Genomic DNA, 19,670 nt, shown 5'->3' on the forward strand with positions numbered 1-19,670 from the left:
CGGACTAGCGGTAGCCGACGCCCATGACGTAGTCCCGCAGCAGCAGCTTTTCATACTCCTCTTCTTTCAGCAGCACTTCCAGCGCCTCATTCGCGTATAGCAGCCCCAGAGGCCGCGCATCCTGGCTGCTCACAGGAATCTGTTTCAGCTTCCTGTTCTTCATCAGAAGCCAGATATCGTAAAGATCCTGGTCCGGATGGCACGTTACGACATTCCCGCTCATGACCTCGGACACCATGGTCTTGCAACTGCAGCCTTCGCAGACGCTGATTTGACGCACCACGTCGCTTTTCGTGACCACTCCGGACATGAAGCCCTCCAGATTGCACACGACAATCAGGCTTATGTTCATGGTGCTCAGCAGCTTGGCCGCATCCACCAGCGGCGCCGTGGTCTGGATCGTGATCAGCCGCTTGCTGGCGGCGGGAAGTATTGCTTGGACGAGTGGCATAGTCATTCCTTTGCCTTGTCAGGGAGGTATGGACTGGGCCGGAATACGTGCCCGCCTATATCGAGCGCTGCGTCATCGCCAGCCGGATGTGCTCGATCGCGCGCGAGGGTTCGAGCCCCTTGGGACAGACTTCGGTGCAGTTCATGATGGTGCGGCAGCGGAACAGGCGATATGCGTCGTTCAGGTCGTCCAGCCGCTCTTCGGTAGCCTGGTCGCGGCCGTCTACGATAAAGCGATAGGCGTTCAACAGTCCGGCGGGACCGACGAATTTGTCAGGATTCCACCAATAGGAGGGACATTGGCTCGAACAGCAGGCGCACAGGATGCATTCGTACAGGCCGTCGAGCAGTTCGCGCTGTTCGGGCGCCTGCAGGCGTTCCTTGTCGGGCGGGGGATCATGATTGATCAGGTACGGCTTGATCGACCAGTACTGTTTGTAGAATTGTGTCATGTCGACGATCAGGTCGCGAATGACGGGAAACGTGGGCAAGGGGCGCAGCACGACCGTTCCTTTCAGGGAGCGCACCGGCGTGATACAGGCAAGCCCGTTGCGGCCGTTGATATTGATGGCATCCGAGCCGCAAACGCCTTCCCGACAGGATTTGCGTATGCCCAGGGAATCGTCGATTTCCCGCTTGATGCGCAGGATGACGTCCAGCAGCATGTGGTCGTTGGGCCCGGGCTCCACGTCGAAATCCTGCATCCTGGGTCTTGTGTCGAGGTCTGGATCGAATCGGTATATCGAGAGTCGCATGTCTGGTTCCTGTATGAAATATCGCGGCCGGCGGGGTCAGGGCCGGGCGCCGGACAACGCCAGCACCGCCCATGCAGCCATGCCGCCCAGGCCGAGCGCCAGCAATGCCAGCATGGCTACCCGAAGCCCAAGGGGCTTGACGTAATCCAGAACGATGTCGCGCAGGCCGATCCAGGCATGGGCAAGCAGGGCGATGAAGAACATGCCGGTCGGAACCGCGAGCGCGGCGCTAGACATCGCGCCGCGCCAGGCGTCGTATGAGGCAGGCGGGAAAAAAACCCAGTACGCCAGCGCGAAAAGAAAGAAGAAAAGCAGGTAGACGGCGGTGAACCGCTGGATGAGCCAGGCTCCCAGGCCGCTGACAGGGGACGTTTTCATAGGAAGGCCACGGCGGCAAGCACGGCAAACGAAAAACCGAGGCAGTTGACCGTCCAGGCGCTGCGACGGGCCGTCCGCAGCCTCGAACCGATATCGATGTCGCTGAGCAGGTGGCGGACTCCGGCCAGCAGGTGATGGCCGAGCGCCCAGGCGAAGAGTATCGACAGCCACCGGACCGGGCGGCTGTCGAGCAGGTCTGCGGCGTGCTGGTAGCCGTCCGGACCTGCCAGCGACGAATCGAGCAGATAAATACAGAAGGGAATGCCGGCGGCCAGCAGCACCCCGCTGATGCGGTGGCTGATCGAGGCGATGGCGCCTACGGGCATCTGGATCTGGAATACATTGAAAAAGACGGGTCTTTGCATATTCCCCCCGTATGTGATCAGGGTGCGCCGAATGCCGGAATGTTGCTGGTCTGCAATGCATTGCCGGAAGGCGGCGGAGCCGCCGTGCGGTTTTCCATCCGCTTGAACTGACTATACGTTATTGGCGGGCGCAGACTGCCAATGTCCGCCTCGATGGAAGGGAGATTGGCGTCTGTGCGGCTCACGAACTTCCGCCGGATATCCAGGTCTCGCATGTCGAGTCAAAGACGTGCAGGTTATGATGCCGGCATGCCATTTCCGATGATGCGATCATGTCCGATGCCATTGCCCTGATTTTCGATTTCGACGATACTCTTGCGCCCGACAGCACGTCCGGGTTCCTTGCGGATATCGGCGTGGACGTGCAGCAGTTCTGGCACCAGGATGTCGATCCGCTGTTGTTCGAGCAGGACTGGGACCCCGTGCCCGCCTATCTCCACCAGATGATTGCGCTGTCGAAGTCCGGCAGCCACGGCGCCATCACTCAGGCGAGACTTGCCGATTGGGGGAGGCGCCTGCCCCTGCATGAGGGGGTGCCCACGCTGTTCGAGCGCCTGCGTTCGCACGTGCGGCAGAATCACCCGCAGGTCCAGCTGGAGTTCTACCTGATCTCCAGCGGCATCGGCGATGTGGTGCGGCATACTCCGATTGCGCACGAGTTCACGGATATCTGGGCTTCGGAATTCATGTACGACGAGGTCGGCGGCATTCATTTCCCGCGCCGCATCGTCAGTTTCACGGACAAGACACGCTACCTGTTCCACATCCAGAAAGGCATCATCGGCCCGGCATCGCGCAACAAGCCGTTCGAAGTCAACCGCAAGGTGCCGGAGGACAAGCTGCGCATTCCGTTCGAACAGATGGTGTTCGTGGGCGACGGCTATACCGATATCCCGTGTTTTTCCCTGATCCGCCGTTCGGGCGGCGTCGCCTTCGGCGTCTGGGATCCCAGGCACAAGAACAAGCGCAGCCGCGCCTGGGGCTTCATCCAGGAAGGCAGGGTATCCAACCTGAACCAGGCGCGCTACAACGAAGAGGCTGAGCTTTACCAGTGGCTGGAAGAGGCGGTGGAGAGCATCGCCGGGCGCATTACGCTGAAGTCGCGCATGTACAGGGGATAGGCCGGTATGTGTGGATTCTGTTCCGATAAGAAGCCCAGGGAAGGGCAGGCGCAGCCGGAGCACCGCCGGCAGGACGATCGCATCGATTCCGCAGAGGATGCGCAGGCGGAAAGCGGCGGCGCGCTGATGGCCGATCATGTCTTCACCGAAGAGGAGCGTGGCTGGATGCGGCAGGCCATGGCGCAGGCGCGGCAGGCCTACGCGCTGGGAGAGGTCCCTGTGGGAGCGGTCATCGTCGATGCGCAGGGCAATGTCGTGTCCGCCGGATACAACCGTACGATCATCGACCACGATCCCACCGCCCATGCGGAAATCGTGGCATTGCGCGAGGCTGCGCGGCTGATGGGCAACTACCGCCTGCCCGGCCTGAGGCTGTTCGTGACGCTGGAGCCTTGCGCCATGTGCCTGGGCGCCATGCTGCATGCGCGGCTGCGGGAAATCGTGTTCGCCGCGCCGGACCCCAAGACGGGTTCCTGCGGCGGCCTGATCGACCTGTCATCCAATACCCGCCTGAACCATCAGACCGGCATACGTTCCGGGCTGCTGGCGGACGAATGCAGCGAAATGCTGCGCCGGTTCTTCCGCGAGCGCAGGCAGCAGGCCAAGGGAGCCGCTGATCCGGCCGAACGATAAGCGGATGTGCTTCCCAAGGCGGCCTGCCCGCGGCTTCCGAGGCATTGCTCCGTCAATCCGTTTAAACTTGCAGGGTTTCATGCGATCGGGAGATATCCCCCGTATCCGGCATCGCCGACGCATATCTTTTCAGCGCAGGAGTTTTCATGGCAGGCAAGAAAGAATCCCAACACAAGCACGGACCATCATGCACGCATGACCATCACGAACCTGCGGGAAAGCCTGCCGGAAAGCGCGGCATCTATCTGATCTCGCCATCGGGCGCGGTGCGCAATCCGGCAGAACTGGAACTGGCTTGCCAGCGTCTGGAAGAGCGGGGCTTCACGACCAGCGTGGACCGCACGGCCCTGGCGGTGCACGAGCGTTTCGCCGGCACCGACAAGCAGCGCCTGGCCGCCATACAACGTTCGCTCAAGCAGAAGCACGGCCTGGTCATGGCCACTCGCGGCGGCTACGGCCTGAGCCGGCTGCTGCCGCAGATCGACTGGAAGGCCGTGGCCGACAGCGGAAAGATCTTTGTCGGGCATAGCGACTTCACGGCGTTCAACCTGGCGCTGCTGGCGCAGACCGGTGCGGAAAGCCTGACAGGTCCGGCAGCCGTCACCGACTTCGGTGGCAAAAGCGTGGACGAACTGACGGCCGATCTGTTCGGCGAGGCGGTGCGCGGTGAGCTGGAAGTGCTGGGCTTCGAGTCGCCCGATGCCGATCCCGTGGATGCGCGCGGCGTGCTGTGGGGCGGAAACCTGGCCATGGTGGTATCGCTGCTGGGTACGCCTTATTTCCCCAAGGTGAAGGGCGGTATCCTGTTCCTGGAGGATGTGGCCGAGCATCCGTTCCGCATCGAGCGCATGTTGGCGCAGCTGTGGCAGGCCGGCGTGCTGCAGCGCCAGAAAGCCATTGTGCTGGGGCGCTTCACGGATTACCGCCTGAGCGCCGTGGACAATGGCTATGACCTGGATGCCGTCGTGCGCTGGCTGCGCGCAACGGTGAAAGTGCCTGTCGTCACCGGTCTGCCCTACGGCCACGTCAAAGTAAAGGCGACGCTTCCCGTCGGGCGCAAAGTGGGCATCGCCACGGAAGACGGCATGGCCCACCTGGTGCTGGACGAGCATACGCACTGAAGACGGAACGATCAGAAATGCAGAAAGTCTACGATGCCGCCGTCATCGGGCTGGGAATCACGGGGGCGGCCGCCCTCGACGAACTGGCGCGGCGCGGAGCCTCCGTCATCGGCCTGGAGGCCTACCATCCCGGGCACGGCATGGGGTCTTCCCATGGAGACACGCGCCTGATCCGGCTCGGGTATTTCGAGGACCCCGCCTATGTCCCGCTGCTGCATCGCGCCTACCGGAACTGGCGCAGCCTGGAAGAGCGTGTGCAGGAACCCTTGCTGCACATTACCGGTGTGCTGCATATCGGCAAACGCGACGGCAAGATCCTGAAGGGCACCGGACTGGCCTGCGAGCAGCACGGACTGGCGCATGAATGGTTGGACGCGGATCAGGTGCGCGAGCGCTTTCCGGTATTTGCATTGCAGCCGGACGAAGCCGGCCTGTTCGAACACCAGGGCGGGTACCTGCTGGCGGAACGGTCGGTCAATGCCTTCCTGAAATCCGCAGCGCAGGCGGGCGCAAGCCTGCAATACGGCCAGCGAGTCCTGGGGGTCGAACCCGGCGATGGCGGCGTAACGCTGCGCACGGAGCAGGGCAGCATCCGCGCCCGCAAGGTCGTGGTGGCGACCGGCGCATGGATTGCCGAGCTGGTGCCGCAGCTGCGCGAAGCCGTGTCTCCGATAAGGGTTGTGGTGTCGTGGTTTCAGCCGCGCGAGCGTTTCCTGACCACGCCGCACCGCATGCCGGTGTTCCTGCGTGAAGACAACAAGACGGGCGAAGGCTCTTTCTTCGGCTTTCCCATGGTCGGCAGCGATGGCATCAAGATGGGACGCCACGCGCATTTCCGCGAGCCCATCGCCAACCCGGACGCACCCAACGCGCCGGTTTGCGAGCGCGATCTGGAATTGCTGCAAGATGCCATTGACCGCTATGTTCCAGGTGCGGGCGGCATCTTCAGCAAGGCGATGACCTGCCGCTATACGATGACCCCCACCGAGAACTTCCTGATGGACCTGTTGCCGGGACAGCCCAATGTCGTGGTGGCTTCGCCGTGTTCCGGGCATGGCTTCAAGTTCGGCGGCGTGACCGGCGAGATCCTGGCGGATCTGGCGCTGGACGGCGGCACGGACCTGCCGATCGGGCTGTTTTCCTTCGATTCGCTGCACGGCTGAGCGGTTTAGGGACTGTTTGCGGAATCCACTTGCGTCGGCGGACGAGCGGATTTCGGACTTCGCTCCACTTGCAAAATGCATGCTGGTCTGTCTTCTTGACAGGCCTTTTTTTTGTCCATAAGATATTTCCGTACGTCGTACGACAGTGCCGTACGATAATGAAAAACATGATTTTCCAATACACGCGTACCCCGGCAAACGGGGATGCACAGAGAGGAGATATTGAATGGGCATCAAGAAATACATGGCCGGGTTGCTGGCCGGGGCGGCTTTTTCCATGGGGCTGGCGAATGGCGCTCATGCGCAAACCGTCAATCTGACGCTGACGGCGGGCACGGAATCGAATCGCGACGGCCTGTACTACGCCACCCTTGATCTGCTGGACAAGGCCCTGAAAGAGGAAACCAATGGGCAGGTCAAGCTGCGCATCTATCCGAACCAGCAACTGGGCAATGAAATCAGCATGATCGAAGCCCTGCGCAGCGGCTCCCTGGATATCGCGATCGCAGGCGGAGGAAACTTCGCTTCGTTCGTGCCTCAGTTCCAGCTGTTCAGCGTGCCGTATATCTTCGAAAGCTATGAGACGTATCGAAAGGGCATGGCGCCGGACAGCGAATTGTGGAAGTTCATGCAGAAGTCCGTTGCCGATGCCAAGCTGGGCCTGCAGCTTCTGGCGCCGACCACGGTGGGCAGCCGCTGGGTGGCCAATACCAAGGGCGATGTGCGCACCCCGGCCGACATGAAAACCCTGGGGCTGCGCATGCGCGTGCAGGCAAACCCCATCGAGTCCGAAGTCTGGTCCACCTATGGCGCCAATCCGGTGAACATGCCCATGCCCGAGGTGGTCGCAGCCATGCGCCAGGGCGTGGTGCAGGCGGTCGAGAACGCGCCGGATATCCTGTACACCTATAAGCTGCATGAGGTGGCCAAGCACTTGTCCAAGACCGACCACTCGTTCTATGTGGCCTTGGTGCTGGTATCCGACCGCGCGCTGGAAAAGATTCCGGCGGAACTCCGCCCCGCGGTTGAAAAAGCCTTTGCCACCGCGGGCCAGCAAGTGCTCGACCTGTCGGTGAAGTTCCAGGAAAAGGCCGTGGCGGGCATGCAGGCCGAAGGCGCCATCATCGTCGATGTGGACAAGCCGGCATTCCGTACTCCGCTGGAACCCCTGTATGACAAGGTTGCCAAGGACGTCGGCGCAGAAGATCTGTTGCAGGCCATTCGCGCACTGTAATGCTTCCGCGCGGCGGCGGACTCTCGCGAGACCCGCCGCCGCGCGTCACTGGAAGGCATCATGAATCGATTTTCTTTTGTCTATGACCGGCTGGTCGTCCGGCTGGAGGACTGCGTGCTGAACATCTGCAGTCTGCTCGTGGTTGTCATGAGCGTGTCGCTCCTGCTGGAGGTCGGCAGCCGGAATCTTTTCAGTTATTCGTTCGTCTGGGCAATGGAGCTGGCGACGGCCTGCTTCATCTGGGTGGCGTTCCTGGGGGCGACGGTCGGAGTGCGGCGCAATGAGCACTTCGTCGTCGACTTGCTGTATCGCTGGTTTCCGGAAGGGCATCCGGTATCGATCTTCCTGCAGGTGCTGTCCTATCTGCTGATCGCCTTGCTGGGCGTGGTTTTCCTGGTGCATGGCCTGGATTTCGTCGGAAGCGGCATGCGGCGCTATTCGTTCTCGCTGGGCATCAAGCAGGGTTATCTGATGCTGATCATGCCGATCAGCGGTGCGCTGTTCATCATCAATGCGGTTTACGGCTTGTTGAGGGTGGCTGCGGAAAAAGGATCGCATCATCATGAGTGAAACCAGTCTTATCGCCATTCTGTTCGGAAGCTTCTGGCTGTTGCTGCTATTGCGCGTGCCGCTGGCCTTCTGCCTGTCGCTGCCGACCCTGTTGGTCATATATCTGTCCGATATGCCCACCCAGTTGCTGGTCGAGCGCATGTATGCCTCGCTGGACTATTTCCCCTTGCTGGCCATTCCGTTCTTCATCCTGGCCGGCTATCTGATGAACCTGGGCAATATCACCGATCGCTTCATCAATCTGGCCCAGGCCCTGGTAGGACATATCAAGGGCGGCCTGGCGCAGGTGAATGTAGTGGTCAGCATGATGTTCGCCTCGGTTTCCGGTACCGCTACGGCGGATACTGCCGGCATGGGCTCCATGCTGATCCCGGCCATGGTCAAGAAAGGCTATTCGCCGGGCTTCTCGGCGGCCATTACCGCGGCTTCGTCCACGATGGGCGCGATCATTCCTCCCAGCGTGCTGATGATCGTCTATGGTTCGCTGGCCAATCTGTCGATGAGCAAGCTGTTTCTGGCCGGCGTGGTGCCGGGCATCCTGGTCGGGGTTTCGCAGATGCTGATCGCCTATGTGGTGGCACGCAAGCATGATTATCCTCGCGAGGCGCGCGCCAGCGCGCCCGAAGTCGTGCGTGCGTTCAGGCAATGTCTTCTGCCCCTGGGCATTCCCGTCATCATCATCGGCGGCATCATGGCGGGCATATTCACGCCGACGGAAGCCGGAGTGGTGGCGGTCGCCTATGCTGTTCTGGTGATCATTCTGCTGCGCAGCGTCAGCCTGCGAGAGTTGCCGAACATCGCCAAGAGCGCATCGATCATGGTTTCGTTGCCGGTATTCGCGATCGCATCGGCAGTGGCGTTCGGCTGGATGATCGCCTTTCTGCAGGTTCCGAACATAGTGGGAGAGTTCATTGCCCAGTTCGAGCTGACGCAGGTGACCGGGCTGATTTTCATCTTCGCCATTTTCCTGCTGATCGGCTGCTTCCTGGACGGGGTGCCGGCCATCATTATCTTCCTGCCAATCGCCCAGGAGATCGCCGCCACGGTCGGCATCGATCCGATGCACATGGCCATTGTGATCGTCATGACGGCCGCCATGGGACTGATCACGCCGCCGTTCGGCCTGTGCATACTGATTGCCGGCTCGATCGCCAAGGTGCCCGTCCCGCAAATGATCCGCGCATCCGCGCCTTTTGTTCTGGCTTTCATCGCACTGATCTTCCTGATCATTGTGTTCCCCCAGATTGCGCTGTTCCTGCCGCAATTGCTGACCACCTGATGTTTTGCTGTTCCCTGGAGAAAATATGTCCATCGATCCTTTCGAACAAATCAAGCTGGGTGAAGAGCACACCATCCAGAAGACCGTATCCGAGTCGGATGTCTATCTGTACGCAGGCATCGTGGGCGACTTCCATCCGAATCATGTCAATGCGGTCTACGCGGAAGAAAAGCTCGGCGCGCGCGTCGCGCATGGGGCGCTGCTGCCGGGCTTCGTGTCGCGATGCACGGTCGAACTGATCGGCCCGCGCCTGAATCCGCCGGGCTATGCGGCCCAGACCTTCAACATCAAGTTCCTGTCTCCCGTTTTCATCGGCGATACGATTTCGGTGAAGGTCGCGGTATCCCGAATCGACAGGGAAAGCAGGAAGATATTCATGTCCGCCGAGATCACCAGCCAGGATGGCAGGCTGTGTGCAATCGGAGATACCAATATCAAAGTGCTGAGGGAAAAGGTAGGCTAAAAGCCTTGTATCCACACCACACAGGAACTGTCATGCAAGAAGATCGGGAAAACGATTCGCCAAAAACCATCAGGTCGGTCGTACGGGCGCTATCGGTGCTGAACGTGATCGGCGGTGACAGCAAGGGCATCAGCGCGATCAGCAAGGAACTGCAGTTGAGCAAAGGTACGGTCTTCGATCTGATCAAGACGCTGGAGTTCATGCGCTATGTCGCCCAGGATCCGAAGGATGGCAGCTATCGCGTGGGGCCCGCGCTGCTGAAGCTGGCGGTGCGGCGCTTCAGCGAGAACGACCTGGTCGAGATCGCCCGCCCCTATGTGCAGGAACTGGCCGACGATCTTGGCGAAATCGTCCATTTGGGGCAACGCGAAGGCATGTTCGCGGCGTTCCTGGACAGGGCGGTGAGCCGCAAGGTGACGCGCATGCTGGATCTGAACTCGCAGGTGGGAGCCTTGTCGCCTTTGCACTGCACCAGCATGGGCAAGATATTCCTGACCTACATGAGCGACGCCGAGGTCCTGCAGTTCCTGGACCAGCAGGCGCTGCAGGCCTATACCGAGAAAACCATCACGGACAGGCGCGAGCTGCAGGAAGAACGCCGCCGCATCCGGCAAAGAGGCTACGCCTTGAATATCGGAGAGTTCGAAGAGGGCGTTTCCAGCCTGGCGGTGCCCATCCGCAATGCCCGCGGCGAGGTCATCGCCGGTTTGAATACCGCCGTGCCGTCGGTGCGCATGCCGAAGGAATCCATTCCCGGCATTTTTGCAAAATTGAAGAACGCTGCGCAACAGATCGAGAAAGAGCTTGGGGCGTAAGGGTTCGTTTCTTTGAGGACTATCTGATTTATGAAGGCTGTCGATATTCTGAGTGCGCAAGAGGCGGCTCAACTGGTCAAGGATGGCGACACGATCGCCATTTGCGGCTGCGAAAACGTCCTGCTGCCGGATGCATTGCTGCGCGCGCTGGGAGAGCGTTTCGCGGCCAGCGGTTCGCCGCGCAACCTGACTGAGATCCATCCCATCATCACAGGCATGGGGCCCGGGCTAGGGCTCGAACACCTTGCCCAGCCAGGCATGGTGCGCCGGGCGATCGGCAGCGGCTACAGTTTCCTGAAGACATCGCGCTATACGGAGCTGTTGAAGCAGAACGTATTCGAGGCGCACGTGGTGCCCATGGGGACACTGTTCCAGATGCTGCGCGATACGGCGTCGGGCAAGAAGGAAACCTTCACTCAGGTCGGGCTGGATACGTTCGTCGATCCGGATGTCGAAGGGGGCCGCATCAACCAGGCGGCGGCGGAATCCCTGGCCCGGCGCGTGAAGATCGGCGAGGAAACCTATCTGCGTTACGGCTGCGAACCTGTGCATGTGGCCTTCCTGCGGGGGACCACGGCCGACGAGTACGGCAATATCAGCATGGAAGACGAGCCCGTGTCGCTGGGCGTGAAGACGCTGGCCATGGCGGCCAAGGCCAGTGGCGGGAAGGTCGTCGTCCAGGTGCGCCGGCTTGCACAGGGAGGCTCGCTGCATCCCCGCATGGTCGAGATCCCGGGGATCTGTGTGGACGCCATCGTCATCGAGCCCGAGCAGAGCGTTTCCGGCGGACAGGCGCTGAATCCGGCCCTGACCGGAGAGATCCGCCTGCCGCTGGGGCGCATCGAGCCGGTGCCGGCCGGAATTTCGCGCATCGTGGTCAGCCGCGCAGCCAACGAAATCGCGCCGCACCAGGTGGTGAACCTGGGCGTGGGCATTCCCGTGGACATCCCGAAGATCCTGGTCGAGCGCAGCGGGCCGGACCAGGCCACCTTTTTCCCCGAGCACGGCTCGATCGGCGGGGTGCCGGGAGAGCGGGCCATCTTCGGCACGAATATCAATCCCCTGGCCATCGTCGATTCCACCCAGGTGTTCGAGTATTTCCTGGGCGGCGGGCTGGACATGACTTTCCTGGGCTTCGGGCAGATCGATGCCCAGGGCAATGTGAATGTCAGCAAGTTCAACGGCATCATCCCCGGTTGCGGCGGCTTCGTGGACATTACGCACCGCACGCGCCGGATCGTGTTCTGCGGTTCCTTCTCGGCAGGCGGTGTGGAGATCGAGAGCGGCCAGGGAAAGCTGCGGATCAAGAACGAAGGGAAGTTCTCCAAGTTCGTGCCCCAGGTGGAGCAGGTGACCTTCAGCGCGCAGCGCGCCCGTTCCAAGGGGCAGCAGGTGCTCTATGTGACCGAACGGGCTGTTTTCTCCTTGCAGGAAGAAGGGCTGCAGGTGGAGGAAGTAGCGCCTGGCGTCGATTTGCAGACCCAGGTGCTGGACCTGATCCCGTTCGAGGTCCGGGTGTCGCCCACCCTGAAATCCATGGCTGAAAGCCATTTCTCTTGAAAACGGCATAGCCCGGGAGGAGACGATGCAGAAACCTTATCGTGAAATTACGACCGACGTACTTGTCGTAGGCAGCGGCGGCGCCGCGCTGCGCGCGATCCTGGAGGCGGATTCCGCTGGCGCGGATGTGCTGGTGGCCATCAAGGGGGAGTTCCGCAAGAGCGGCGCCACGTTCCATAGCGTGGCCGAGGTGGGCGCCTTCAACATACCGGATGGCGCGGGCGATCCCGAGGACAATCCGGGAGTTTTCCTGAACGATATCCTGGCCGCCGGCCAGGGGATGGCCGATCCCCGCCTGGCGCGCATCCTGTCCGAAGAGGCCGAAGACACGCTGCGCTACCTGGAGCGCCATGGCGTGCATTTCGAACGCGAGGACGACCATTACCTGGTCTTCCGGGCATGCTTTTCCTCGCGCCCGCGCTCGCACGTCATCCAGGATCACTTCAAGCCCATCGTGAAGGCGCTGGGAACCGAGGCGTCGCGCCGCGGCATCCGGGTCATGGATCAGCTCATGATCGTGAACCTGCTGGCGCACCAGGGCCAGTGCCTGGGGGCCTGGGCCATCGACGCGCAAGGCGATTCCGTGCTGATCCGCGCCAAGTCCACCATCCTGACCACGGGCGGCTCCAGCCAGCTGTTCGCCAAGAACCTGTACCCTTCGGACATCACGGGCGATGGCTACGCCATGGCGTATCGCGCCGGCGCCCATTTGGTGAACATGGAGTTCATGCAGGCCGGGGTCAGCGTCATTGCTCCGTTCATCAACCTGTTCGGCAACTATCTGTGGGATGCCAGGCCCAACCTGACGGATCGCGACGGCCGGCCCTTCGTGCAGGACTACCTGCCCGAGGGGCTGACCCTGGACGCCGTGCTGCAGCAGAAGGAACGCCATTTTCCCTTCAGCTCCAGCGATATTTCCAAGTACATCGAGATCTCGATCCAGAAGGCCATCAACGATGGGCGCGGCACGGACGAGGGCGGCGTGTACATGGACTTCATCGGCTGCGATTTCGATGCGATCCTGGCGGACAAGACGCGCAGCATCGCCAGGATGTGGCCATTGACCTACGAATGGTACAAGGCCAAGGGCGTCGACCTGTACAAGGACAAGGTGCAGATCACCTGCTCGGCGCATGCGATCAATGGCGGCCTGCGCATCGACTCCGATGCCCAGTCCAACCTGAAAGGCCTGTTTGCGGCGGGAGAGGTGGCGGCGGGGCCGCATGGCGCGGATCGCCTGGGCGGCAATATGGCGGTCACCTGCCAGGTGTTCGGTGCGAGGGCGGGCAGGGCGGCGGCCAGGCGGGCGCAAGGCATGGCGCATGTCGAGCTCGCCGATCCCCTGGCGGGACACCAGGCGTTCATGGACCGTTTCGTGGGCCGGGGCGCGCAATCGCTGGAGGCGCTGCGCCGCGCGCTGCAGAAAGCGGCCAACCGCCACCTGCTCATTCTGCGCAATGAGGCAGGCCTGAAGGCGCTGCTGGAAACGTGCGGCGATCTGCGCCGGGCCTTGCTGCAGGACACGCTGATCCAGACCTCGGAGGACTGGGTGGCGGCGCTGGAGCTGGACAATATGATCGAGGTGGCCGGCCTGATGGCGAAGGCGGCGCTGCAGCGCACGGAGAGCCGGGGCAGCCACTACCGAGAGGACCATCCGGCACCGGATCAGGCCCAGGAGCACAACATCATCCTGGACCACGGGCAGCCCCAAGGCTTTTTCACCGCCCGGCTGGGCGATCTTTGACGAGGATTTCAATCATGCAATTGCTGCAAGCGCTGACGCCCGATGGCGGCCGCCAGGTTCTGGCCATCGCAGACGACCTGCGCCGGGCCCGGCGGATCGAAGGCGTCGGGACCATTTACGAGCTGGCGCAACAGGCCCTGAACGAAGGCCTGACCCTGTCCCGGGCGGCGCATCAGCGCCTGGGAACTCACGAGGAAGACGCCCAGTCGCTGGCGGAGCAGGGCCGCCTGCTGGCGCCGCTGGATCATCCCGATGCGGCGCATATGCTGGTGAGCGGGACGGGCCTGACGCATCTGGGCAGCGCCCAGGGGCGCGATCAGATGCATCGCAGCCTGGCCGAGGCCGACTCCCTGACCGATTCGATGAAGATGTTCCGCATGGGCCTGGAGGGGGGCAAGCCCGCCGATGGGCGGATGGGCGTCCAGCCCGAGTGGTTCTACAAGGGGGATGGCAGCATCATCGCGCCGCCCGGAGGCGATCTGTCCATGCCGTCCTTTGCGCTGGATGGCGGCGAAGAGCCGGAAATCGTGGGCCTGTACCTGATAGACGCGCAGGGCGAGCCCAGGCGCCTGGGCTACGCCCTGGGCAACGAGTTCTCGGATCACGTCACGGAGCGCCAGAATTACCTGTACCTGGCGCATTCCAAGCTGCGCCCGGCCAGCTTCGGTCCGTGCATGCTGCTGGGAGAGCTGCCCCAGGATGTGCGCGGCGTTTCGCGCATCGTGCGCAATGGCGCAACCCTGTGGGAAAAGCCGTTCCTGTCGGGCGAGGCGAACATGTCGCATACCCTGGCGAATCTGGAGGCGCATCACTTCAAGTATGCGCAGTTCCTGCGCCCGGGCGACGTGCACGCGCATTTCTTCGGCACAGCCACGCTCAGCTGCGCCGACGGCATCGCCACCGAGCCCGGCGACGTCTTCCATATCGAGGCCGGGCCCTTTGCGCTGCCGCTGAGGAATACGCTGCGGCGGCAGAAGGGCGGCGCGCAGAAGACCCGGGTCAGAGCGCTGTAATCGGCGGGGTTTCCGCCGCGCCTTTGCGGCTTTACGGCTCTTTCGTATACACCGCCATTGCGAATGGCTTGTTCTGGGGCTCCTCGTCCGATATCTGGATGATTTCGGCGGGGCGCGCCTCGGGCGCCTTCATCGAGGGCAGCCACAGCCAGTAGTGATTGTCGGGCAGGCCGTTGACCGCCACGGTACGATGGTTGCCGCGATTGTCGATGGCATGGATGGTGACGCGGCTGATCAGCCCGCCCTTCAGGGCGCGCATGTCATTGACCGCCTCATCGACGGCCCGTTCGACGCTCATGCCCATCTTCATGTACAGCACGACGGCCCTGGCCGTGCCTGTGCGGATGGTCATTTCTCCGGCGCCAGTGCATGCGCATGCGCCATAGCGGCTGTCGGCGTAGGATCCGGCTCCGATGACGGGGCTGTCGCCGAGCCTGCCCGGGTACTTCCATCCCCAGCCTGAAGTGCTTGTGGCCGAGGCGATATGCCGGTGCTGGTCCATGCAGAGGAATACGGTCGTATCCTTGCCTATCTCGGGATCCACGGCATTGTGGCAGTATTCGATCAAGGGAGCATCGGGCCATGCGGCCTGGTGTTCGGGCTTGATTTCGCTGTCGAACCACCGCTGCCAGGCGGTCTTTGCATGGGGACGCAGCAGTTCGCCGGTTTCCGCTCCGATTTCATGGGCGAAGCGGGCGGCGCCGTCGCCGACGAGAAATTCATGGGGCAGGCGCTCCAGCAGTTGGCGGGCGATGCTGACGGGGTGGGTGTAGCCTTTCAGGGCGCCGATGGCGCCGGTCCGCAGCGTCGAGCCGCACATGACCGATGCGTCCAGCTCGACGTCGCCGAGCAAATTCGGCCAGCCGCCGGTGCCGACGGTGCGCACTTCGGGGTCGTCCTCGACCACGCGCACGCCGGCCTCCAGGGCATCCAGCGCCGACGCGCCACGCGAGAGCATCTCGGCCGTGACCGGGATGCCGGATTTACCTTCGTTGTTGCATACGATAATCAAAATAGCTTCCTTGTTGGCGAACGATGGCGCCATGCTCCAGCCATGGCGCCATGACGATATCAGAGGCCTGCGCGGAACTGGCGGTTCCAGAAGTCGAGCAGACGGCTTTTGTTCTGCATCAGCAGCTCGAAGTTGACAGGCACGAGCAGGTCCAGCTGGGCGCTGTCGAAGCCGACGGAGTCCTGCAAAGAGGGAGGGAGCTGGGCGTTCAGCACCGTCGGCGCATAGCCCATGGCTTCGGCGAAGGCGAGCTGGGCCTTCGGCTCGAGCATGCTGTTCAGATAGCGGGCCGCGCATGCGGCATTCTTGCTGCCGCCCGACAGGCCCGCGCAGAACGTGGCCGGAAGCGCGCCTTCCTTGGGGAAGACATAGGCTACGGGCAGCGCTGCCTTCGACCATTGCAGCGCGCGCGCTTTCCATGTCATAGTGACCCAGATTTCCCCGCTCTTGAGCGCGCTTGCCAGCGCATCCACCGAGGGGTAGACCTTGGGCGCGTTCTCGCGCAGGGCAAGGAGGAAGTCCTGGCCTGCCTGCAGGTCGTCGCCCGGTTTGCCTGATGCAAGGGCGCCGGCAAGCGTCAGGTAATCGTACTGATCGTCGACGACGCCCACTTTGCCCTTGAGGCTGGCGTCGAGCAGCGAAGCAAAGCTCTCCGGGGCCGTCTTCAGGAACTCGGTGTTGTAGACGAGGACCAGTGCGCTGAAGATGTGAGGAATGGCGTAATCGGTCTTGAGGGAAGGGATCACATGCTGCAGGTTCGGCAGGGCCGCTTCGTCGAGCGGGGCGAGCGTGTTCTCGTGCGCCATCTGGTACATGTCGTTGTCGCGCAGCAGGACGATGTCCATGGTGCTGCGGCGCGCGCCTCTTTCCGCGCGCAGTTTCGTCTGGCGCTGCAGGGCCGCGCCGACATCGTAGACGACATTGATGCCTTCGGGCTTCACCAGCGGGTCGAGGTTCTGCTGCAGCAGCCGTTGGTAATCGCCTCCCCAGGTTCCGACAACGAGGTCCTTGTCGCATGATCCGGCCGCCCATGCCAGCGAGGGGACTGTCGAGGCCAAGGTCAATGAGCTTGCCGCCTTGATGAAATGTCTGCGATTGAAATTCATGGTGCTCTCTATGCTTTGGGTTGGTGAAGCTCGAAAATGCTCCCACGCCGCGCCTTTGGCTTGCTGCCCCCTGAGGGAGGCATTTTCCCCGGTGCGGCCCGGAGGCGGAAAATCAGGCTGCCATGGTCTTGGCGTACTTGCGGTTGATGAGGCTGTGCGAGATCAGCGCCATGACCAGGGTCGATACGACGAGGATGAGCGCCATCGCGGATCCGAAAGGCCAGTCGGCGGCTTTCGTGATCTGGTCGTACAGGGCGGGCGCCATCATGGTGATGCCGGTGCCTCCCAGCAGCACGGGGGTTGCGTAGGCGTTCATGCAAAGTATGAACACCAGCACCGTGCCGGCCGCCACGCCTGGCGTCGCGATCGGCAGGGTGACGCGCAGGAAAGTGACGATGGGATTGGCGCCGAGGTTGCGCGCTGCTTCTTCCACTGAAAAGTCGATGCCTTCCAGTACGCTTTGCAGCGTCAGAATGAGGTAGGGAAGAACGATGCCGGTGGTTCCGACCACGACGGCCGCGGGCGTGTAAAGCAGCTTGAGCGGCTCGTCCGCCAGGCCCAGCCAGCCCAGCAGGGAGTTAATCGCGCCGGCGTGGCCGAGTATGATCATCCAGCCCGCCGCGCGAACGACATTGCCGACCAGAAGCGGAAACACCACGAGAATGATCAGCAGGCTTTTGTGCCGGCTTTGCGTGCGAGCCAGGAAGTAGGCCACGGGAAACCCCAGGACCAGGGCGAGCACGGTGCAGAGCGCTGCGACCTTGACGGTGACGAAGAAGATGTCCAGGTAATAGGGATCCGTAAAGAACCTCTGGTAGTTGGCAAGCGTCAATCCCTGCTGGATGACGGATTGCGCGGAACTGGCTTCGAAGCTGCCCTGCAGCAGCACAAGCATGGGCAGGACAATGATGGCCAGCACGACCAGAGATGCAGGGCCTGCCAGGCTGGGGCCTTGCCAGGCGCGGGAGGCTGCGTGCGTCATGCTGCGGCCTCTGAGAAAGCGATGCAGTCATGGGCATGGAAGTTTGCGACAGCCGCCATGCCCGGTTGCCAGCACCGGAATCCGTTGCCAGGCTCGGGGAGATTGGGCGCCTGGATGATCAGCTGCAAGCCTGAAGCGGCGCGGAAGCGGATATCGAGCTGATCGCCCAGATAGCTGACGTTATCGATGGCGCCGGCCAACTGATTGGCGAAGCCGGCTTGCGGCGTCGGGCTCAGGCGTATGCGCTCGGGCCGCAGCCCCAACTGCCTGGTGCTTGCGGTCAGGCCGTCGGCTTTGATCGATGTGGACGAGGCTGCGATGAACTCGGTAGAGCCGGCATGGCTGCCGGGAAGAAAGTTCATTCGCCCCAGGAAGCTGGCGACGAACAGATTCGCCGGCCGCTCGTACAGTTCTTCGGGAGTGCCTACCTGCTGCACCTTGCCGTCGAACATGACCGCCATGCGGTCGGAGATCGCCAGGGCTTCCTCCTGATCGTGTGTCACGAAAATCGTGCTGAGGCCGAGTTCCTGCTGGAGCGTGCGGATTTCTTCGCGTACTTCGAGCCGGAGCTTCGCGTCCAGGTTGGAGAGCGGTTCGTCCAGCAGAAAGGCCCTGGGCCGGATGGCGAGTGCGCGGGCGATTGCGACCCGCTGCTGCTGGCCGCCCGAGAGTTCGCGGGGATAGCGCTGGGCCAGGTGCGACATGCGCACCAGCGACAGCACTTCCTGGATGCGGGTCTGGCGTTCGCGCCGATCGACTTTATGCATTTCCAGTCCGAATGCCACGTTCTGCTCCACCGTCATGTGGGGAAACAATGCGTAGCGCTGGAACACCATTCCGGTTTCGCGCTTGTGTACCGGCAGGCGAGTGACATCGGTGTCGCCGATATGGATGGATCCGGCCGTAGGGGCGATGAATCCTGCGACCATCCGCAGCGTTGTCGTTTTCCCGCAGCCGCTGGGGCCGAGAAAGGTCACCAGTTCGCCGTCCGCGATGTCCAGCGAGAAATCCGAGACGGCAACGGTCTGGCCGAATTGTTTTTTGAGATTGCGTATGGAAATATGGGCCATTTTTATACTACCTGGCTGAGTTTGACGTAGCGGTCGGTGATCAGCATGGCCGCGCCGAGCAGGACGATCTGCACGGTTGATACGGCTGCCAGCGTGGGGTCGAGATTGAATTCCAGATACTGCATGATCGCGATAGGAAGGGTGGTGCTGCCGGGACCGACCAGCGACAGCGACAACTCCAGGTTCTCGAAGGAAATGATGAAGCTGAACAGCGCTGCCGCCACGATGGCGGGACGCAGCATGGGCAGCGTCACGAGCAGCAGGGCTTTGGGAGCAGACGCGCCGAGGTTTCGCGCGGCTTCCTCGATGGACGGGTCGACGCCCACCAGGCTGGCGCTGACCAGGCGGACGGTCCACGGGATGGTCAGGCAGATGTGCGCGAGCAGAAGGCCGCCGTACGTTCCCACGATGTCCATGTCCAGCATGTTTTCCGCGCGGATGTAGAACAGGTAGGTGGCTACGCCGATGATGATGCCCGGTATGAGCAAGGGGGAAAGCAGCAGGGTATTGACGATGCCCGCGCCACGGAAGCGATAGCGGACCAGGCCCAGCGCCGCCGTCACGCCCAGGGTGACGCTGACGACGGCCGAGACGGCGGCGACCTGGAGGCTGATGATCAGTCCGTTGAGAAATGCCTGGTTCTCCCAGGCGTTCACATACCATTTCCATGTATAGCCGGACGGCGGGAATGTCAGGATGGCATCCTGGAAGAAGCTCAGCCAGATGACGAAGAACAAGGGACACAGCATGAAGGCATACACGAGCGCGACAACGGCGCGGTGAATGCAGGTGGCCCAGGGCAGGGTTCCGATGGAGCGTGGCGAGGTGGGCATGGA

21 protein-coding genes are annotated in these 19,670 nt (G+C 62.3%); 12 read left to right on the forward strand and 9 right to left on the reverse strand.

Annotated elements, in window-relative coordinates; genetic code table 11:
• Positions 1 to 4: 4 nt before the first annotated feature.
• Genes EV686_RS04745 through sdhC form a run of 4 tightly spaced genes read right to left on the reverse strand, consistent with a single transcriptional unit; the run spans position 5 to position 1,948 of the window.
• Positions 5 to 451 carry a CBS domain-containing protein gene (locus EV686_RS04745; RefSeq protein WP_243650744.1) on the reverse strand — a complete coding sequence of 149 codons (447 nt, stop codon included), beginning with the start codon at positions 449 to 451 and terminating at the stop codon, positions 5 to 7.
• A 55-nt stretch (positions 452 to 506) separates the two neighbouring features.
• Positions 507 to 1,205 (reverse strand): succinate dehydrogenase iron-sulfur subunit, encoded by a 699-nt coding sequence (locus tag EV686_RS04750; protein ID WP_132474065.1) that lies wholly within the window; start codon positions 1,203 to 1,205, stop codon positions 507 to 509.
• Between the two features lie 36 nt (positions 1,206 to 1,241).
• Complete coding sequence (sdhD, locus tag EV686_RS04755; RefSeq protein WP_132474067.1) at positions 1,242 to 1,583, reverse strand: succinate dehydrogenase, hydrophobic membrane anchor protein; 342 nt, start codon at positions 1,581 to 1,583, stop codon at positions 1,242 to 1,244.
• Positions 1,580 to 1,948 (reverse strand): succinate dehydrogenase, cytochrome b556 subunit, encoded by a 369-nt coding sequence (gene sdhC / locus EV686_RS04760; RefSeq protein ID WP_132474069.1) that lies wholly within the window; start codon positions 1,946 to 1,948, stop codon positions 1,580 to 1,582. The genes sdhD and sdhC overlap by 4 nt, the downstream gene beginning before the upstream one ends.
• A 272-nt stretch (positions 1,949 to 2,220) precedes the next feature.
• On the opposite strand from sdhC, the gene EV686_RS04765 reads away from it, so the two are divergent.
• The 12 genes from EV686_RS04765 to araD1 all read left to right on the forward strand — a co-directional run bounded on the left by EV686_RS04765 (position 2,221) and on the right by araD1 (position 14,664).
• Entirely contained in the window at positions 2,221 to 3,069 is an 849-nt protein-coding gene (locus EV686_RS04765) for an HAD family hydrolase (protein WP_132474071.1), read from the forward strand.
• Between the two features lie 126 nt (positions 3,070 to 3,195).
• Positions 3,196 to 3,702: a tRNA adenosine(34) deaminase TadA gene (tadA, locus tag EV686_RS04770; RefSeq protein ID WP_132474861.1), complete on the forward strand. Its 507-nt coding sequence runs from the start codon at positions 3,196 to 3,198 to the stop codon at positions 3,700 to 3,702.
• 146 nt (positions 3,703 to 3,848) lie between these two features.
• Positions 3,849 to 4,823 (forward strand): LD-carboxypeptidase, encoded by a 975-nt coding sequence (locus EV686_RS04775; RefSeq protein WP_132474073.1) that lies wholly within the window; start codon positions 3,849 to 3,851, stop codon positions 4,821 to 4,823.
• A 17-nt stretch (positions 4,824 to 4,840) separates the two neighbouring features.
• Complete coding sequence (gene solA, locus EV686_RS04780) at positions 4,841 to 5,986, forward strand: N-methyl-L-tryptophan oxidase (RefSeq protein WP_132474075.1); 1,146 nt, start codon at positions 4,841 to 4,843, stop codon at positions 5,984 to 5,986.
• Between the two features lie 226 nt (positions 5,987 to 6,212).
• Positions 6,213 to 7,220 carry a TRAP transporter substrate-binding protein gene (locus EV686_RS04785; RefSeq protein WP_132474077.1) on the forward strand — a complete coding sequence of 336 codons (1,008 nt, stop codon included), beginning with the start codon at positions 6,213 to 6,215 and terminating at the stop codon, positions 7,218 to 7,220.
• A 60-nt stretch (positions 7,221 to 7,280) separates the two neighbouring features.
• Positions 7,281 to 7,790 (forward strand): TRAP transporter small permease, encoded by a 510-nt coding sequence (locus EV686_RS04790; protein ID WP_132474079.1) that lies wholly within the window; start codon positions 7,281 to 7,283, stop codon positions 7,788 to 7,790.
• A complete protein-coding gene (locus EV686_RS04795; RefSeq protein WP_132474081.1) occupies positions 7,783 to 9,069 on the forward strand; it encodes a TRAP transporter large permease in 1,287 nt (428 codons plus the stop codon). Before EV686_RS04790 ends, EV686_RS04795 begins: the two co-directional genes overlap by 8 nt.
• A 25-nt stretch (positions 9,070 to 9,094) precedes the next feature.
• Positions 9,095 to 9,532: a MaoC/PaaZ C-terminal domain-containing protein gene (locus tag EV686_RS04800; protein WP_132474083.1), complete on the forward strand. Its 438-nt coding sequence runs from the start codon at positions 9,095 to 9,097 to the stop codon at positions 9,530 to 9,532.
• Between the two features lie 32 nt (positions 9,533 to 9,564).
• On the forward strand, positions 9,565 to 10,347 hold the full coding sequence (locus tag EV686_RS04805; RefSeq protein ID WP_132474085.1) for an IclR family transcriptional regulator: 783 nt from the start codon (positions 9,565 to 9,567) through the stop codon (positions 10,345 to 10,347).
• 30 nt (positions 10,348 to 10,377) lie between these two features.
• Positions 10,378 to 11,907 (forward strand): acyl CoA:acetate/3-ketoacid CoA transferase, encoded by a 1,530-nt coding sequence (locus tag EV686_RS04810; RefSeq protein ID WP_132474087.1) that lies wholly within the window; start codon positions 10,378 to 10,380, stop codon positions 11,905 to 11,907.
• A gap of 25 nt (positions 11,908 to 11,932) precedes the next feature.
• Positions 11,933 to 13,651 carry an FAD-binding protein gene (locus tag EV686_RS04815; RefSeq protein ID WP_132474089.1) on the forward strand — a complete coding sequence of 573 codons (1,719 nt, stop codon included), beginning with the start codon at positions 11,933 to 11,935 and terminating at the stop codon, positions 13,649 to 13,651.
• Positions 13,652 to 13,665: 14 nt separating this feature from the next.
• Complete coding sequence (araD1, locus tag EV686_RS04820) at positions 13,666 to 14,664, forward strand: AraD1 family protein (protein WP_132474091.1); 999 nt, start codon at positions 13,666 to 13,668, stop codon at positions 14,662 to 14,664.
• Positions 14,665 to 14,695: 31 nt separating this feature from the next.
• Here the strand turns inward: araD1 and EV686_RS04825 are convergent, their stop codons facing one another.
• The 5 genes from EV686_RS04825 to EV686_RS04845 all read right to left on the reverse strand — a co-directional run bounded on the left by EV686_RS04825 (position 14,696) and on the right by EV686_RS04845 (position 19,667).
• On the reverse strand, positions 14,696 to 15,676 hold the full coding sequence (locus EV686_RS04825) for a glycosylasparaginase (protein WP_132474093.1): 981 nt from the start codon (positions 15,674 to 15,676) through the stop codon (positions 14,696 to 14,698).
• Positions 15,677 to 15,735: 59 nt separating this feature from the next.
• Complete coding sequence (locus tag EV686_RS04830; protein ID WP_132474095.1) at positions 15,736 to 16,782, reverse strand: ABC transporter substrate-binding protein; 1,047 nt, start codon at positions 16,780 to 16,782, stop codon at positions 15,736 to 15,738.
• A 112-nt stretch (positions 16,783 to 16,894) separates the two neighbouring features.
• The gene (locus tag EV686_RS04835) at positions 16,895 to 17,764 is read right to left on the reverse strand and encodes an ABC transporter permease (RefSeq protein ID WP_132474097.1); all 870 of its coding nucleotides are present in this window, start codon (positions 17,762 to 17,764) and stop codon (positions 16,895 to 16,897) included.
• On the reverse strand, positions 17,761 to 18,834 hold the full coding sequence (locus EV686_RS04840; RefSeq protein ID WP_132474099.1) for an ABC transporter ATP-binding protein: 1,074 nt from the start codon (positions 18,832 to 18,834) through the stop codon (positions 17,761 to 17,763). The genes EV686_RS04835 and EV686_RS04840 overlap by 4 nt, the downstream gene beginning before the upstream one ends.
• A gap of 2 nt (positions 18,835 to 18,836) precedes the next feature.
• Entirely contained in the window at positions 18,837 to 19,667 is an 831-nt protein-coding gene (locus tag EV686_RS04845) for an ABC transporter permease (RefSeq protein WP_207901706.1), read from the reverse strand.
• Between the last annotated feature and the right edge of the window lie 3 nt (positions 19,668 to 19,670).

Origin of the sequence: Paracandidimonas soli, assembly GCF_004342005.1 — a bacterium.
GTDB classification, from domain to species: domain Bacteria; phylum Pseudomonadota; class Gammaproteobacteria; order Burkholderiales; family Burkholderiaceae_B; genus Paracandidimonas; species Paracandidimonas soli.